This window comes from Kroppenstedtia guangzhouensis (assembly GCF_014637345.1).
GTDB classification, from domain to species: Bacteria; Bacillota; Bacilli; order Thermoactinomycetales; family DSM-45169; genus Kroppenstedtia; species Kroppenstedtia guangzhouensis.
Map to the genome: position 1 here is coordinate 221,729 of NZ_BMEX01000004.1, position 16,123 is coordinate 237,851.

Annotated in this window: 16 protein-coding genes; 9 read left to right on the forward strand and 7 right to left on the reverse strand. The window is 52.7% G+C overall.

Going from position 1 to position 16,123, the window contains the following annotated elements; genetic code table 11:
• The first annotated feature begins 3 nt into the window (after positions 1-3).
• The 6 genes from IEV46_RS07625 to IEV46_RS07650 all read left to right on the forward strand — a co-directional run bounded on the left by IEV46_RS07625 (position 4) and on the right by IEV46_RS07650 (position 7,194).
• Positions 4-924, forward strand: a complete 921-nt coding sequence (locus IEV46_RS07625) for a phosphotriesterase family protein (protein ID WP_188431586.1) — start codon at positions 4-6, stop codon at positions 922-924.
• Between the two features lie 148 nt (positions 925-1,072).
• Complete coding sequence (locus tag IEV46_RS07630) at positions 1,073-2,182, forward strand: aminotransferase class V-fold PLP-dependent enzyme (protein WP_188431588.1); 1,110 nt, start codon at positions 1,073-1,075, stop codon at positions 2,180-2,182.
• Position 2,183: 1 nt separating this feature from the next.
• The gene (locus tag IEV46_RS07635) at positions 2,184-3,350 is read left to right on the forward strand and encodes a YhfX family PLP-dependent enzyme (protein WP_188431590.1); all 1,167 of its coding nucleotides are present in this window, start codon (positions 2,184-2,186) and stop codon (positions 3,348-3,350) included.
• A 16-nt stretch (positions 3,351-3,366) separates the two neighbouring features.
• Complete coding sequence (locus tag IEV46_RS07640) at positions 3,367-4,572, forward strand: phosphopentomutase (protein WP_188431592.1); 1,206 nt, start codon at positions 3,367-3,369, stop codon at positions 4,570-4,572.
• Positions 4,573-4,951: 379 nt separating this feature from the next.
• Positions 4,952-5,962, forward strand: a complete 1,011-nt coding sequence (locus IEV46_RS07645; RefSeq protein ID WP_188431594.1) for a glycerophosphodiester phosphodiesterase family protein — start codon at positions 4,952-4,954, stop codon at positions 5,960-5,962.
• A gap of 152 nt (positions 5,963-6,114) precedes the next feature.
• Positions 6,115-7,194 (forward strand): tartrate dehydrogenase, encoded by a 1,080-nt coding sequence (locus IEV46_RS07650; RefSeq protein ID WP_188431596.1) that lies wholly within the window; start codon positions 6,115-6,117, stop codon positions 7,192-7,194.
• A gap of 963 nt (positions 7,195-8,157) precedes the next feature.
• On the opposite strand, the gene IEV46_RS07655 is transcribed toward IEV46_RS07650, so the two are convergent.
• Complete coding sequence (locus tag IEV46_RS07655) at positions 8,158-9,072, reverse strand: LysR family transcriptional regulator (protein WP_188431598.1); 915 nt, start codon at positions 9,070-9,072, stop codon at positions 8,158-8,160.
• A 310-nt stretch (positions 9,073-9,382) separates the two neighbouring features.
• Here IEV46_RS07655 and IEV46_RS07660 point away from each other — a divergent pair, with 310 nt between their 5' ends.
• The gene (locus tag IEV46_RS07660; protein ID WP_188431600.1) at positions 9,383-9,532 is read left to right on the forward strand and encodes a putative endonuclease domain-containing protein; all 150 of its coding nucleotides are present in this window, start codon (positions 9,383-9,385) and stop codon (positions 9,530-9,532) included.
• A gap of 10 nt (positions 9,533-9,542) precedes the next feature.
• Here the strand turns inward: IEV46_RS07660 and IEV46_RS07665 are convergent, their stop codons facing one another.
• Complete coding sequence (locus IEV46_RS07665; protein ID WP_188431602.1) at positions 9,543-10,445, reverse strand: 3-hydroxyacyl-CoA dehydrogenase; 903 nt, start codon at positions 10,443-10,445, stop codon at positions 9,543-9,545.
• Between the two features lie 251 nt (positions 10,446-10,696).
• Here IEV46_RS07665 and IEV46_RS07670 point away from each other — a divergent pair, with 251 nt between their 5' ends.
• Complete coding sequence (locus IEV46_RS07670; RefSeq protein WP_188431604.1) at positions 10,697-11,215, forward strand: hypothetical protein; 519 nt, start codon at positions 10,697-10,699, stop codon at positions 11,213-11,215.
• A 132-nt stretch (positions 11,216-11,347) separates the two neighbouring features.
• Here IEV46_RS07670 and IEV46_RS07675 read toward each other — a convergent pair whose 3' ends face one another.
• The 3 genes from IEV46_RS07675 to IEV46_RS07685 all read right to left on the reverse strand — a co-directional run bounded on the left by IEV46_RS07675 (position 11,348) and on the right by IEV46_RS07685 (position 15,102).
• Positions 11,348-12,454, reverse strand: coding sequence for a tetratricopeptide repeat protein (locus IEV46_RS07675; protein ID WP_229735964.1), 1,107 nt, complete (start codon positions 12,452-12,454; stop codon positions 11,348-11,350).
• 321 nt (positions 12,455-12,775) lie between these two features.
• Positions 12,776-14,095 (reverse strand): dicarboxylate/amino acid:cation symporter, encoded by a 1,320-nt coding sequence (locus IEV46_RS07680; protein ID WP_188431606.1) that lies wholly within the window; start codon positions 14,093-14,095, stop codon positions 12,776-12,778.
• Positions 14,096-14,409: 314 nt separating this feature from the next.
• Entirely contained in the window at positions 14,410-15,102 is a 693-nt protein-coding gene (locus IEV46_RS07685) for a DUF4153 domain-containing protein (RefSeq protein WP_188431608.1), read from the reverse strand.
• On the opposite strand from IEV46_RS07685, the gene IEV46_RS07690 reads away from it, so the two are divergent.
• The gene (locus IEV46_RS07690; protein ID WP_188431610.1) at positions 15,068-15,283 is read left to right on the forward strand and encodes a DUF4153 domain-containing protein; all 216 of its coding nucleotides are present in this window, start codon (positions 15,068-15,070) and stop codon (positions 15,281-15,283) included. The two genes, IEV46_RS07685 and IEV46_RS07690, sit on opposite strands and share 35 nt — an antisense overlap.
• Here IEV46_RS07690 and IEV46_RS07695 read toward each other — a convergent pair.
• Positions 15,254-15,616 carry a hypothetical protein gene (locus IEV46_RS07695; protein WP_188431623.1) on the reverse strand — a complete coding sequence of 121 codons (363 nt, stop codon included), beginning with the start codon at positions 15,614-15,616 and terminating at the stop codon, positions 15,254-15,256. The genes IEV46_RS07690 and IEV46_RS07695 overlap by 30 nt on opposite strands.
• A 124-nt stretch (positions 15,617-15,740) precedes the next feature.
• Positions 15,741-16,070, reverse strand: a complete 330-nt coding sequence (locus IEV46_RS07700; protein WP_188431625.1) for a PadR family transcriptional regulator — start codon at positions 16,068-16,070, stop codon at positions 15,741-15,743.
• Positions 16,071-16,123 lie beyond the last annotated feature (53 nt).

Sequence of the window (16,123 nt, forward strand, 5' to 3'; positions counted from 1 at the left end):
ACGATGGGTTACGCAATCAGAACCGTCACTGGAGATATTCTACCCAAAACACTGGGGCCGACTTTGATCCACGAACACGTCGTATTGGATCTCTCCCGGATCCGGAAAGATCAGGATGCCATACTGGCCGACTCCGATCCACTGAACCGGGAGCTGCAAAATCTCCGCGCTGCCGGTTGCGGCGGGATCGTGGAAGTGACCAACCGGGGAATGGGCAGGGATGTCCAATCCCTGGCCGTTCTTTCCCGGAGACACGGGATTCCAATCGTTGCTGCAACGGGCTTTTATAAACAGTCCTATTACACAGAAGAGGTATTTCAAAAAACCGAAGAAGAGCTGACAGAACGGTTTGTGAAAGAACTGACGGTGGAAGTGGAGGGCACTGGCATTCGCGCTGGAATCATCTCCGAAATTGGCAGCAGTCTCCATGAGATCACACCGGATGAATACAAAGTGTTCCAAGCAGCTATCCAGGCGCAAAGAAAAACCGGCGCCCCTCTTAGTACCCATTGTGAAATGGGCACTATGGGATCTGAACAGCTCTCCCTCTTTTCCCGAGCCGACCTGGATCTTTCCAAAGTTTCCATCGGCCATCAGGATCTGAACGGAAACCGCCAAGAATATGAAGCTCTGCTCAGGTCAGGCGTCTACATCCAGTTTGATACCATCGGAAAAAATGCTTACCGTCCAGATGAAGAACGGTTGGATGATCTTCTGTGGATCCTGGACAAAGGATACGTAAAACAGATCATGTTATCCACAGACATCACCAAAAAGTCCTACCTGAAAGTAAACGGGGGATTCGGTTATGAACACTTGTTTACCGATTTTCTTCCCCGATTGAAAGAAAGGGGCGTCCACCAAAGAGAAATCGATACCATGATGGTGGACAATCCCCGGCGCTTCCTGTCATTTACGCTGTAAATAAAGAACACAAAAAGGACTGACAAGGGCGGTTGTGGTCGGCGTGATCACTGGCATCGGGGCTGTGGCCGGTTGTTTAAACCACCTCAATAACATGCACATATAGGGAATATCTAGGGTTGCTGTTTAGCTTCTGAGGAGGAGGATCATGGGACCTGCAAATTTGAACACAATGACGGTGAATGAAGCGAAGGAAATGCAATTCCGACTGACAGAAGCGATCGCTTCAACATTCCGGGGAAATGAGTTTCTGAATCTCGGAGACCTGGGGGTGGTCCCCGGTAAGGGCAGGCCTTTGCAAACGGAAAAAGTGGAGGAGGTTTTGGCTCGATTTTTCGGGGTTGAAGCATGTGCACTTGTAAGAGGAGCCGGAACAGGAGCCATTCGCACGATTTTGGCGGTATTGACCGAACCGGGAGACCCATTGATGGTACACACCAGCCCGATGTACCAAACAACAAAGGAGACGGTTCGTTTGATGGGGTTAATCCCCAAAGTTGTGGATTACAACAATTCAGAGGCATTGAGAAATGCTCTTAAGGAACAACGGGATTGTAAAGTGTTTTATGTGCAACATTCCCGACAACACCCGGAAGATACCTATGATCTGGACTCTGTGATCCAATTGGTCCGCAGTTACCGTCCCGATCTGCCCATTGTGGTGGATGATAACTACACAGCCCTGAAGGTGCCCAAAATCGGGGTTGAACTGGGAGCCTCCTTTTCCTGTTTTTCCGGGTTTAAACTGCTGGGCCCTCCCGGCATCGGAATCGTCGTGGGGAAAAAGGAACCCATCGATACCCTTAAGAAACGCAACTATTCCGGTGGCGGACAGGTTCAGGGGTTTGAAGCCATGGAGCTTCTCCGCTCCCTGGTCATGGCTCCGGTGGCCATCGCTGTTCAGACGGAACAAGTGGATTTTTTGTGCCGGGGATTGAACAATGGGGAAGTTCCACTGGTAGCCAAAGCTTATATCACCTTTTCTCAATCCAAGAATGTCATATTGGAACTGGAGGAACCCATCGCCCCCCAGGTGATTGCCGCCAGCGAGAAATACGGCGCCGCGATCTATCCCGTAGGTGCCGAGTCCCGTTACGAAGTGCTTCCCATGATCTACCGTCCGTCGGGAACCTTTTTGGAAAGCCGTCCGCAACTGGCACAAACGGGAATCCGCCTCAATCCCATGCGGGCAGGAGCGGAACTGACCATGGAAATCTTGCGCAAGGCGATCGCCGATGTGACCGGGGAGCGGGTATAACATGTTTCTTTCCACAACCATCTCCCAAAACCCCCGGTTGGCGGAGTATGCCGTTCATCTGCACCAAAGGGGAACGATTCGTCCCAACACCTATGTTCTCGACCTGGATACCATCAGTGAAAATGCCGCCAAACTGGCTGAAACCGCCCGGAAAAATGGAATGAAGCTCTATATGATGACCAAACAGGTCGGACGTAATCCTGAAGTGGCACAGGCCGTTGCCGACTCCATCCCCAGTGCGGTGGCAGTCGATCCTTGGGAGGCGCTCCATCTGGCCAAAGCCGGGATTCCACTGGGACATGTCGGACATTTAGTGCAGATTCCCTCTTCCATGGTGGAAGCAATTCTCGATTACCACCCAGAAGTGATTACTGTCTTCTCCCTGGAAAAAGCTCGGGAAATATCCGAGGCGGCCCGTGCCCGCCACTACCGGCAAGACCTTTTGCTGAAAGTGACGGGAGAAGAGGATTACGTTTATGAAGGTCAATGGGGAGGGTTTAGGGAAAAAGAATGGATCTCAGCGGCCCGGGAAATCGAAGCCTTGCCAGGGGTGCGTATCGCCGGCGTCACCGCCTTTCCCTGCCTGCTGTATGATGGAAAAGAGATCGTCCCCACGCCCAATTTTGAAACCCTGATTCGCGCTAAACGCACCCTGGAAGAGGGATTGAACCGCCCGCTGGATCAAATCAACGCCCCCAGTGCCACCTCCTGTGCCAGCCTCTCTCTGCTGAAATCCATGGGAGCTACACATGGAGAACCTGGACACGCTTTGACGGGGACCACTCCCTTACACCAGCACCCCGGTCAACCGGAGCAACCGGCCATCGTCTATATCAGCGAGATTTCCCATCGCGAGGGGGACGTCGCCTATGCCTACGGAGGAGGCCACTATCGTCGCTCCCGGATGCGACTAGCCATGATCGGGCGCAACTTGGAGGAGATGATGAACCGGAAAGTACCCCTGATGGAACTGGCACCGGAAGCCATCGATTATACCATCGGACTCCATGTGGGAAAGATGCCGGTCGAAGTGGGCGAAACTGTCTTATTCGCTTTTCGGACCCAGATTTTTGTCACCCGCAGCGAAGTCGCCGTGGTATCGGGGTTGCATTCGGGAAGACCTGAGATCAAGGGAATCTATAACCACTTGGGAGAGTCACTTAGTTGAGAGAAGGTCGATTGGGATGAAAAAACGGGCCATCTTACTCATATTGGACAGCTTGGGAGTCGGAGCCATGGATGATGTGCCAAAGGTACGTCCCCGTGATGTTGGGGCCGATACCTTTCGCCATATCCTGGATCAGGCGGAACAGATCGAGATCCCCAACCTGGAGAAGTTGGGGATCAATCAACTGCTGCATCATCCCCGTCTCCGGAACCAACCTCCCCTGGCCAGCTGGGGCACCCTGAACTTACAGCATGAAGGGGCGGACAGCTATGCCGGTCACCAGGAAATCATGGGAACCCGACCCCGAAAACCGGTGCGGGAGCCTTTTGTGAAAGTTCTCCCCCGTGTGAAAAAAGCGTTGCAAAATGAAGGATATCGCGTGGAAGTCCCGAATCCCGATCTCCCATACCTGTGGGTGAATCCCGGAGTCGTCATCGGAGACAACATCGAAACCGACTACGGACAGATTTACAACGTCTCCGCCGCTTTGGACGTGATTTCCTTTGCGGAGGTACTGAAAATCGGAAAAGCCGTCCGGGAAGAAGTGCGGGTCAATCGTGTGATCGCCCTGGGCGGAGAAGGAATCTCCCCCGAACATCTCCGACAGAATGTGGAACGCCGGGAAGACGGCCTGATCGGTCTCAACTCCCCAAAATCGGGTGTTTACAGGAAAAATTACCAAGCACGCCACCTTGGCTACGGTGTCGACCCGGAGAAACAGATCCCCACACTCTTGGTCCGGGCCGGCTGGCCCGTCCATCTGATCGGAAAAATGCAGGATGTGATCACATGTGAAGGGGCCGAAACCCTTCCCGGCGTGGATACGGACCAGGTGATGCGAAATGTGAGAAATCGTTTCAGTCAGCTGGAGCGGGGACTGATCGCCGCAACCGTTCAGGAAACCGACCTGGCAGGTCATGCGGAGGATGTCAACCGCTATGCCCGGAAAATCATGCAGGTGGACCGGCATTTAGGCCCACTTCTGGATCAGATGGGAGAAAACGACTTGCTTCTGATCAGCGCCGATCACGGCAATGATCCCACTGCTGGCCACAGTCAACACACCCGGGAAAAAACGTTTATCTTGTCATACAATCAAAAAAGGCCTGCCGCCTTCCTTGGCCATCGGTCCACCCTGTCCGATATCGCTGCCACCCTGTCACAGTTCTTTCGCGTTCCGCCTCCGGAAAACGGAACTGGATTTTATAAAGAGAGGAAATGAATCGGGAAACCTTTATTAGAAGCATTGTGGAAAACAGGGAGGGTTGGGTTTCACATAGAGTGACTTTGGCTCGTAAGAACAACCGGAAGGTCATGTGAAACCCAATCCCACTTCAAACGCAGTAAATCACAATACTTTTAGGTCCTGGCTTCTATAAGCCAGTTTTTTTTTGCGTTAAGTTTAAGTGTAAACTGAGAGGTGATCCTTGATCCCGGGTTCGGTCCTGGAAGCCTTCAGCAGATTGGGAAAACCCTTAAGGAAGTGTCACGAGGAAGAATGTGGCCCCTAAACGCACTCCCGAAGACCACTCACTGAATGGAATAGAAACCTTCATCCCGAAGCACCAGCCTATTTTCACATGAGGTCAGGTGAGTATAACATGTCGACGAAGAAGCGGTTGCTTCTGAATAATACCGGAAGACGGGTGTGGGTGTGGTTCCTTCTCTGCGTCCTGATCTTTGTATATTTCAATAACAGCTCGTTATTTGTACAATCCGGTTCCGGGAAGCCGAAGCTGCTGGCCCATCGTGGGCTGGCTCAAACCTTTGACATGGAGGGGGTGACCAATGAAACCTGCACCGCGGAGCGGATCCATCCGCCGGAGCATCCTTATCTGGAGAATACGATCCCCTCGATGCGGGCGGCATTTGCGGCCGGTGCCGATGTGGTGGAACTGGATGTTCATCTGACAGCGGATGATCAGTTTGCCGTGTTTCATGACTGGACTCTGGATTGCCGGACCGAAGGCACAGGGGTCACACGGGATTACACGATGGCGAAGCTGAAGCAACTGGATGTGGGCTACGGTTATACTGCTGATGGGGGCAAAACCTTTCCTTTTCGCGGGAAAGGAGTCGCCCTCATGCCCTCACTGGATGAAGTCTTGTCCACTTTTCCCGATCGTTCTTTTCTCATCCATGTGAAAAGTGAGGATCCGGAAGAGGGGGTGAAGCTGGCAAAGCGCCTCTCCGCTCTGCCACAGGAGCATCGGAAACGCCTCAGTGTATACGGCGGAGATCAACCGATCAAAACGTTACACCGACACCTTCCGGATGTCCGTGTCATGTCCCGGGAAACGATGAAAGATTGTCTGATCCCCTACATCGGGGTCGGTTGGACCGGGGTCGTTCCCTCCGCCTGCGAGCAGACACAACTGCACATTCCTGAAAAAATCGCCCCTTGGCTTTGGGGCTGGCCCGACCGTTTTATGGAACGGATGGATCGGGTCGACACACGTGTTATCCTGGTGGCCGGCAGCGGGGGTTTCTCTGAAGGATTCGATACAGGCGAAGATCTCAACCGAATCCCCTCCGGCTACTCCGGTTGGATCTGGACCAACCGCATCGACCGGATCGCTCCCAGGGTGAAGGGGGAGGGAGATTCAGATTAGGAAAGTTTGGTCGGTATGGGGGAACAAGTCGTCCCTTGGGGAGGGGGCCAACCTGTGATATGTGATAACAAATCAGGAAATCCATTAACCACCCCATACAGGGTGTTGCTGACAAACCTGATCCGTGCTTTGCAGACAGGAGGGACAAACCTATGAGACCATATTCCATCGCATTGATTCCGGGGGATGGGATCGGAGTGGATGTGATCCGGGAAGGAAAAAAAGTGTTGGATACGATCGCGGACATCGACGGATCCCTTGCTTTGTCTTACCGCGAGTTTGACTGGAGCTGTGAATACTACCTCCAACATGGCAAAATGATGCCGGAAGACGGACTGGAGATCCTGAAAGACTTTGATTCCATCTATCTGGGGGCCGTCGGTTATCCCGGCGTGCCGGATCACGTTTCTCTTTGGGGGTTGTTGTTGCCGATTCGCCGTACCTTTCAACAGTATATCAACCTTCGGCCTGTAAAGTTGCTCCGCGGCATCCGTTCCCCCCTCGCCGGACGCGGAGCGGAGGACCTCGACTTTCTGGTGGTCAGGGAGAACAATGAAGGGGAATATTCCAACATGGGCGGTCGCATCTACGAGGGAACCGAACAGGACATGGCGATTCAGAACACCGTCTTCACCCGGACCGGTGTGGAGCGGGTGTTGCGCTATGCTTTCCAGGCGGTCCGGGATCAGGGGAAACGTAGACGGCTGACGGCAGCCACCAAATCCAACGGGATCAACTATACGATGCCGTTCTGGGACGAATATGTGCGCAAGATTCAGCAGGAGTTTCCCGATGTGGAAACCCGTCTTGTTCATATCGACGCCTTGTCCGCCTTTTTTGTCACCCAACCGGACACCTTTGATGTAGTGGTGGCTTCCAATCTGTTCGGAGATATCCTGACCGATTTGGGAGCCGCCATTGTCGGCGGAATCGGAATTGCTCCGTCGGCCAACATCAACCCGGAGAAAAAATATCCCTCCATGTTTGAACCTGTTCACGGTTCAGCCCCGGACATCGCTGGCAAAGGCATCGCCAATCCCGTGGCCGCCATCTGGTGTGCCTCCATGATGTTGGATCACTTGGGGGAGTGTGCGGCGGCGGAAGCGATCCTGGAGGCGCTCCAGGACGTTTTGGAAGAGGGACAAAAAGTGACGCCGGACCTCGGCGGAAGCGCCCGGACGGAAGAGATGGGAGATGCGGTTTGCGACAAGCTGAAGGAAAAGTTGGGCTAGAAGCGTTGTGAAAAAAGCTATTCGTGGGGAGGGTTGGGTTTCACATGGGGTGATTTAAACGACATGTGAAACCCAATCCCGACCGCCTTCAAACGCAGTAAATCACAACACTTCTCATATACGGTAACAGGGCTGTTGATTAACCAGAAATGGGCGGCGGAAGGGAGTCGTGTGCTGCCAAAGCGACCTTTGTACCACAGGCACTACAGTCCGGATGGGCTGAAGCCCTGGATTTAAGGAAGCCATCCTACCCAGCGGAGAATCTGGAGAGAGGGCGTTTTGGGGCAACATTCTTCCTTGTGTTGCTTCCGTAAGGCTTTGCCCCTGCCCGATCGGAAGATTTGGAGCGGCCATCATTACTTCCTTGCTGGATGGCAACCAGAGCGTGTAGAACACGATCTCCCCACCCAAAATATGGCTAATCAACAGCCTGATACGGTGAGAAAACAATGAAGTTGCAGGTTGGCGTTTGTACTCCACAGGCGTCAACTTTTTTAATTTCGGGATCTGTCCGCCCTCGCTTTGCATGATCGCTGCCACCAGTACTGCAGAGGTATAAGAAATTCTTATGTCAGAAATAGAATATCTGTCTTTCACTGATCGGGATCGATCATGTTAACATCAGATCGAGAAGATCAAAATTTTCCGGAGGACGAAAAGGGTGGATCAGTTCTCAATATTATCGAAAAAGTACCTTGCCATTGTAAGGAATGGAAAGTTGATTTTGTTGGTCCGTGACAGAGATCCACGTGAATTTCAGATTCGGGACATCGACACCATTGAAATCCACAAGCCTTTTCTTGGACTTAAAGGGTACATTCAAATCCGCCTCAAGAAAAACAAAGAGGCGAAGGATGTTTGGACAGCAGGGGCTCCCAGTGCAGTTCTTCTGATCTCCAAAGGGGAATACTCGGGATGGAAAACCATGGAGCAAATCATCAGCGGGTACCTCAAATCCAAGGATCAGGCCGGATCATCGGACACCAGGTGCTCCAACACATAACGTAAAAAGGTTTCCGCCGCCGGAGACAGATAGCGTCCTTCGACGAAAAAGACAGCGATGGGCCGCGAAATTGGCGGATCAAGAGAGAGGGGGACGACGGGTGGTCCCGGTGGTTCGGTCATGGTGCGAGGAAGCACCGCCACTCCCAGTCCCGCCGCAACCAGCGTTCGCGGTTCGGCACACTCGTAGAGAATGCGCGGCTTAAATCCCTTCTCCGCACATGTCGCCAGCAGGACGGCACGGACCCAGGAACCCTCCTTGAAGCAGATAAAGGTCTCTTCCTTCAGCTCCTTGAGGGAAATATGGTTTCGATCCGCCAATCGATGCCCTTTCGTGACCGCGAGGACCAGCTCATCCCGGTACAAAGTCTTTACCGCCAGATTGGCCGGGGGGTTCAGGCTGTCAACTTGTTCAGCAGACACTCCGTCCAATCTGGCGGCGATTACAAGATCGAGCTCACCCCTTTTCAAAGCGCCGAGCAACGGGATTGTCGTCTCCTCCCGGATGGATACCTCCACCCCTGGATACATCCGTCCGAACTCCACCAGAATGCGTGGCAGTCTGGCCTGCACCAAAGAGTCCAGTGTACCGATTCTTACCTTGCCGTGGGGAAAATCGACAAACATCCTGGCCTCGTCCTCGGCCCGCCTCACCTCGGCCAAAGTCCTTTCCGCACCGATAAAAAACGCCTCCCCGGCTCTGGTCAGGGTCACTCCCCGACCGGAACGCTCAAAAAGCCTGATTCCCAATTCTTGCTCCAGGTTCCCGATCTGTTGCGAGAGTGCCGGCTGGGCGACCCTGAGCCGCTCCGCCGCCCGCGTGAAATTAGACAACCTCGCCGCCTCGACAAAGTACCTCAACTGTCTCAGTTCCATGCTTCTTCCCCTTTGTTGGTGGCATAAGTATTCCTTATGTCCAGAATAGCATAGATATTTATCGCTTTTTAATCATGTTGCGGAAACCTGTAACCGGAACTTCCAAGACCCAAATCCCGATGATTCGTTATTCGCTGCATTTTGCGGCTAAGCTGACGGCCTCCGAGCCTTTGGAAAAAGACCTGTGATCTTTGACGAGGCATTCCAATGTCCGGTGGAGAATGGGTTGCCCTCATTTATCGGGGTGGACAGGTGATTGTTGCAGGCTGGAGCAGGATACTCCATCTTTGAATAACAGGTCTGTGATCCCATGCGACAGCTGGGATCCCGAGTGGACACCCGGGTGGGTGTTTCAGGCTACCGGGTGGACGTGGCAGTGATTCACCCTGAGGATCCGGAAGAAACCCTCGGAGATCTCATCGAAATCACCGATTTGGGCGATATCGGGGGTGTCTTCTAGTTATCTACAATCATTCGCCTTTTAAAAAGTCCGGGTTCATGAAGCTGGGATGGGGATATGTGTAGAATCCTTCTCCGGTTTCCCTTCCCAGTTTTCCTTTATCGATATACTCTGTTTTCAACAAGTCAGCCACCTTTTTAGATTCGGGATCACCTGTCTTTTCTGCTTTTGCCAGTGCGATATTATAAGCAGTCTTAAGTCCGACGACGTCCAAGATGGCAAAAGGACCCCGGGGAGCACCTGTGGCGATCATCCATGTTTTATCGATGGTTTCTATATCCGCCACTTCTTTTGCCAAGAGCGACTGGGCAGCACTTAAAAAAGGAACCAGCAAGGAGTTCAAAATGTAGCCCGGCTGTTCTTTATGTAAAGCTAAAGGAACCATGCCAATCTGTTTTGCAAATTGAATCACCTCTTGGAACGCTTCCAGATCTGTTCTCGGGTGTTTCATGATTTCGGCTGTATTGTTCTTCCAAATCTCATTCGCGAAGTGCAAGGCCAAGAACTTCTCCGGTCGGCCGGTCGCGTCCGCGAACTGGCTGGGCAACAAGGTGGAGGAGTTCGTGGCGAATACGGTCTTTTCAGGAGCCACCTTGCCTAACTTCCTGTAAAATTCGGTTTTAATATCCGCTACTTCAGGAATCGCCTCAATCATGAGGTCAGCTTCTGCAACTGCCTCGGATAAATCACAAGTGAAGGAGATGCGGTCACAAGCCCTTTGAACCTCTTCCTCCGTGGCTCCCAGATCTTTTTGATAACGTGGCTTTAGATTCATGATTCTTTCTTTCGCACGTTCCAACGAATCATCATCAATGTCATACAGACACACGTTAAATCCTTTGAAAGCGGTCTGGTACGCAATCTGACTTCCCAGAACACCGCCGCCGGCAACGGTGATATGTTGATAATCCATGGCGATTCTCCTTTTAAACTTTTTGTTCTATCATGAGGAATGACTCTGACTTCTATGCATCAGGATGGAATACCTTCACTTTTTTGCAATATGGGTCTTACTCATATGGATGTCCTAATCTAAACGTTGCTTCCTATTCTAGTATCAGTTTATACTCATATGAGAAGTTCTACCGTTATAGAAACTTTTGTGCTGTACAGGCGATGACTTGGGGGTTGTCGCCTGTTTTATTCATGGAGGAGGGAAGAGAAGTGGCGGAGACTGTGGAGAAGCGGTTTCGGCGGATGGAGCAGTATCTGGAGGGATTGGTGCAGGAGTTGGAAGCGTTGCAGTCGGAACTGCCCGGATTTGGGTATGAGATCCGCAATATCGGGATGAAGACCCATGAGGTGCAGCGGAATATTCAGTATCTACGTCGGAAGACCTCACCACCGGGTGGGGGCTCCGATCCGAGGGTGACAGGATCAGGGGAGGAAGCCTCCCGGGATGCAAGAGAGATGGCCCGGGATTTGCACCGGTTTTTGAGTCAGTGCAAGGAATATATGGGTCAGATGGAAGAGGTGGATCCCTCCTTCGCATCATACCGGACTGACTTGCGCATCCTGTTCAACCAGGCCCAGGATCGGCTGCAACAGTATTGGGAGCGGGACGGGCAGGAGAGAAAAGAGCCTTTTATCCAACCGCTGGTTAAACACGACGACCGAAACCAAAAGGATCACTATGAGATCCCCTCTTTTATGGAGATCACCAAGGGGATGGGAGAAGCGTAAACCGGGACAGTCGCTCAGACTGTCCCGGTTTGATTTGAGAGAAAAAGCCGGGTTTAACCCAGCTAAAAGCTTGTCCTGATCCATGTCCGGCCTCACGATGAGGAAGAAATTGTTGACGAGAAGGGCCTGTTTTTATTGCAGTTCCATTTGAATTCGATCTTTTAAGCACATGGCCAAATGGTACCAAGCTTGAACTCCTTTATCCTTGTATTCGTGTTGTTCAGCTAACTCCGCGGCTTTATGGAAATAACCGACTGCTTCTTCCAGCTGATCCTGAGCTGAATACAGGTTGCCCATGGTAAGGAACGCATCTGTCAGATAGGCTGTGCTTTGAAGTTTTTCTCCCTTGGTGATGGCCGTTTGCAGAGCTTCTTTGGCTGATTGCCATTGTTTTTTCTGTATGTTTAAGAGTCCCAGTTGTATGTAACCCCGAACCACCCGGCTGTCATCAACTTGATTTTCGGCGACTTTCAGGGCGATGTTTAATGGAGTTTCCGCTTTTCCCCAATCTTTTTGATCCATATAGATACTGCCCAATACAACCCAATGATCATAGGTCATGGGGAAATGACGATTGAGGCTGGCCAGTTTCAGCCCTTCCCGGGCGACACGGGTCGCGTCTTCCAAGGCACCGCTTTTTCGCAGCAGTTCACTCTTCAGCCAATAAAATCCCAGGACCGTCTCCGCCTTCTGAACCCGGGGCAGTTCGTCCCATATATCTTCCACGATCCGCAGGGCTTCCACGACTCTCCCCAATCGTTCCAGATAGGTTGCCTGATTTCGTAGCAGAATGTATTTTACAAAGTCCCGTTCGCCCTCTGGGTTCAAAGCAGCCAGCCCGCTTTTGGTGTATTGAAGCGCCCGCTCCAGATCGTTCTGAAAGTAGCTGCACAGGCTCAGGTCGTTAAAACTGTAAGCCTCGATGTTGGCATTGGCGGCGTAACCGCTCTGTTTGGACAGTCGAATGGCATCCATCAGGGACCGTTCGGCTTTTGGGTACTTCTTCTGAAACAGGTGGATGGTTCCCTTTAACCAATAGTATTCCGGGGCATAGGGATGATCATCTGACAGATCCAGTCGGTTTAAAGCCTTCAGTGCTTCAGCCCATTGTCCCATCCGTTTCAAGGATTCAATCGCATCCAATTCAAATTTCAAATCGCTTAACTGTTCTTTTTCCCCCAGTATCAATTCAGGGATCTTTTCCAGGGAGATATTCAACTTGTCCAGTAGATAATCCACTTTATCCTGACGAACGTGAGAGACACCCCGCTCAATATTGCTGATGGTTGCCGGAGAAATTTTTTCATCCGCCAGATCTTCCAGCCGCTTTCCTTGTTATTTGCGTACCTTACGGATGATTTCGCCGATTTCGCTTACTCCCATACCATACATCCCCGCGTCCACTCCTTTCCAACTCTTCATGTTATTCTTATTTTATACTCTCTCAAGGAATTTGGAAATACAAAACTATCGTTTCCAATGGGAGAGTTTTATCGGAATCCTTCCGTTCAAACCCAAAAAAAGACCTCCTGCCTGTTGGGAGGTCATTTTGAGGTGTATTTATACCGCTGCTGAGTTTAGTTCCAGCTCGTCTTCCTGATCGTTGTTGAAAGCGTCGCGGTCGAATTCGTCTTCGGAGTTGGCAACGACGAGAGAGGCGACGGTGTCGCCGGTGACGTTGACGGTGGTACGGGCCATGTCGAGGATGGCGTCGATGCCGAGGACCATGGCCATCCCCTCCACAGGCAAGCCCATGCTGGTGAGGACGACGGTGGTCATGATGGAGGCGGTGCCGGGGACGCCGGCGGTGCCGATGGAGGCCAGAGTGGCGGTGGTGACCAGGATCAGGTAGTCGGTGAGGCCCAGGTCCATCTGGAAGACGTTGGCCACGAAGATGGCGACGATGGCGGGGTAGAGACCGCCGCAGGCGTCCATGTTCATGGTGGCACCCAAGGGGGCGACAAAGCTGGAAATCTTCTCAGAGACCTTCACCCGGCTGGTCAGCGTTTTCAGGGTGACCGGGAGAGTTCCGTAACTGCTTCGGGTGGAGAAGGCGACCACCATCACCGGCCAGATCTTTTTCAAAAAGCGGATCGGGTTCACCTTGGCCACAAAAGTGACCAGGCTGCCGTAGGTTACGACCAAGTGGATCAGGCAGGCGAGATAAACCGCGATCACCACCTCCATCAAGGGGAGCAGGGTGGAGAGTCCATGGATGGCGGCCACCTGGGTCAGAAGTCCGTAAACCCCGTAAGGCGTCAACTTCAGAACCATCTTGGTCACCCGGAAAATGACCCGGGAAAAGGATTCGATCAAGCGCTTTACCGGTTCGACGGAATCCGGATTGCGCCGGGATTCAATGGTGATGGCAATCCCGATCAGCATGGCGAAAAGGATCACTGGCAGAATCTTACCCTCGGCCGCATTGGCGATTGGATTGTCCGGAATCATGTCCAAAAACACCTGGGTGACGGGGGGGATCTCCCGGGCTTCACCGGGATCCTTCACATCGAAATCCATTCCGGCTCCAACATTGAAGGCATTTCCCACGAGAATGCCAATGATGCTGGCGATGACCGCTGTCACCAGAAACAGCCCGATGGTTTTGCCCCCGATCTTTCGCAGTTGGGCCGGGTCCTTGATGGTGGTAATGCTGGCGATGATCGCTGTCACCACCAGCGGGAGGACCAACATCTTGATCAGGTGGACAAAGGCATCCCCGAGGAAACCGACAATTTCAGCATCCTTTCCAAAGAGGGCTCCAACAGCCACCCCCAGCAGCATCGCCACCAGCACACGGATGCCAAAGCTCACTTTTTTGCGTTTCAGCCAGATGAGAAACAGGATCAGGGCGGCGGATACCGCCAAGCTGGTATACAATGTTCCAACCTCCCGAAATAAAATGGGTCTGCCGATATATATCATGAATGGGAGTCCAAACCATAAGACTCCTCTCATTAATTCATATCGGGATAGTAGGTATAATATTAGACCCAATCCCAGGATTCGTCAACCATTCTTTTGCAAGACTTGGTTGTTCCAGAGAAAAAGGTTTCATGTAGCCCCCTTTCGATATTGCATGGACCGGAAAACCGGGTAAATCCGGATTGTGATCCGAAGCGGATCGAGAAAAAGTGATGCAAAAACCCGGTGCTGAAATGAGCACCGGGTTGTGTTGGGAAGGAGGGTGGGGATCACTGGAGCGCCTCCCGTGCCTGCTGATTGGACAGGTTCCAGGCTTGCCAGCGCAGTTCCTGTTTGCTGTTCAATCCCTTCCGGGTTTGATCGAGTCCGGTGAGGAGCCAGTTGCGATCCGCCTCCTCGAGGTCGGGATTTTCAACCAGTTGCAGCAGAAGGGGGACCGCATCGGGGGAGAGCTCACCCAGATAATGGGGATCGATTTTCCCTGTCTTTTTCCACCGTTGAATGTTCTTGTCGGCGAACCAGTGATCTATGTTTGCGAAATTGAGGGCCAGATACAGGGTGAGTGCAATCCCCAGGTACGGCAGCCACAGGGAGAACCGCCTCCGCCAGATGCCGAACAGAGTGACCAGGGTCAACAGGAGCAGCAGCACCATGAAAGCATGGGCAAAAACCCGGAGGTAGGTGTACCCGTATATTTCCTCATACAGGGACAGGTGCAGGTGGGCGGAGGCCAGCATGACACTGCTGAATCCCACCAGCAGGCTGAGGAGTATCTGCACCAGCCGGAGGAGTCCCGGATGGGGCGGATCACCAACAGGATGCCGAAATTGATCGAGGTCACGATCATCAGTTCCGCAAATCCCCACCTTGGGGAGCGGGATCTTAAAAGGAAAACAGCGCCGTGTCGCCTTCCGGGTGGGTTTCGGCTTGCTGGCCGCCGTTCCGTTGCTCGTGATTATCATTCCCTTGCTGGGGACGGCGGACGAGGTGTTTGGGCAGATGCTGTTGGACCTTCCGGACACCCTTGCTCCCTTCAACCTCTGGGAGACCCTGTTTCGGGCGGTGAAGGTCCTGCTGGTCACCTGTTCCTCTTTGCTTTCACCTGCGGCCACCTCACGCCCCGAACCGGGAAGGAAGAGATGAAAGCTCCCCGGGAGGAGAAAGAAAAGAAGGAAGCCTTCCTCTCTCTCGACCCGGTGACTGCGCCCACAGTCCGGTGTACAGCAGAATCAACACCTGGGGATATTGGGCCACCGCCGACCAGCCTGCCTTGAGCAAATGAATGGAGGTGGACCGGCACAGGTAGACGAACAAAGATCCCGCCAGGAAAAGGAGCAGATTTCCGGCCACGATCCGGAGGACGGCCAGACGCATGGTCATCTCCGGTCGAGTGTCGAACTGTAGGGCCAAGTCTTCAGGATCGCCGATTTCCTCCAGCAGCCGTCCCAGGGTTTCATCCGGGTCCATGCCTGCCATGTCCGGTTCCGCCAGTTTTTCGTCCAGGTGAAGTTCGTATTCAAGCAGAATCTCCTTCCGGCCCCGGACGCTCTCAGTGCCTGTTCCAAGCGGCGAAGGTAGACTTTCTTGGCCGGATGCATCTTCATGTGCTCTCCCCCAGCACCCGATCGATCACCGAGACGAAGGAGCGCCACTCCCGTGTTTTCTCCCGGAGCAGGGCCTCTCCCTCCGCCGTGACCCGATAGTACTTGCGTGCTGGCATTCCGGTCTGCTGTTGCCAGAAGGATTCGATAAACCCTTTCTGCTCTAGTTTGTGAAGGGCGGGATACAACGTTCCTTCCTTGATCGTCAACTCCCGGTTGCTCTTCTTTTCCATCTCCTTTGCCATTTCGTAACCGTACATCGGCCGTTTGCTTACTAGGTGCAACAGGAGCAGAGAGGTGCTCCCCTTGACCAGTTCCCTGTCATACATCCGGCTCCCACCTTTCATATCTAGGTACATAGAAATTCTATGTATATGGTTTA